We start from the raw sequence: 417 nt of genomic DNA on the forward strand, positions 1-417 counted from the left end.
CGCTGGGTCGGATCGACTCAGGCGGGTACGGGCATGCGCACGGCGGAGAGCTTGCGCGGTGTGAGCACCGAGTGGATGCAGGCGATGCGTCCGTCCGCTCCCAGCTCCACGCGCACCACCACGTTCGTGGCGAGCAGCGGATCCTTCGCGGGCGCATACACCAGCGCCAGCGCGGGCAGGCCGTTGAGCCACTGGAGCTCCACCGCGAGGGGAGTCCCACGCAGCTCCATCAGCCGCGTCAGGAACGTCAGCACGCGCTTCGCGCCCACCATGGGCACCTGGGCCGCGCGCACCTCGCCCCGGCCGTCCGTCAGCGTCAACACGTCGTGGGCAAGCAGTGCCTCGGCCGCCGCCACATCTCCCGACAGCAGCGCGCCGAGGAAGCCTTCGAGCGCCGTGCGAGTGCGCTGTTGGAGG

At 71.5% G+C, this 417-nt stretch carries 1 pseudogene; it reads right to left on the reverse strand.

Annotation, left to right across the window (positions count from 1 at the left end):
- Window positions 1-17 precede the first annotated feature (17 nt).
- A pseudogene (locus D7Y04_RS44835) lies at window positions 18-417 on the reverse strand (RNA polymerase subunit sigma); the annotation flags it as partial.

Source organism: Corallococcus sp. AB038B, from assembly GCF_003668955.1.
Taxonomy (GTDB): Bacteria; Myxococcota; Myxococcia; order Myxococcales; family Myxococcaceae; genus Corallococcus; species Corallococcus exiguus.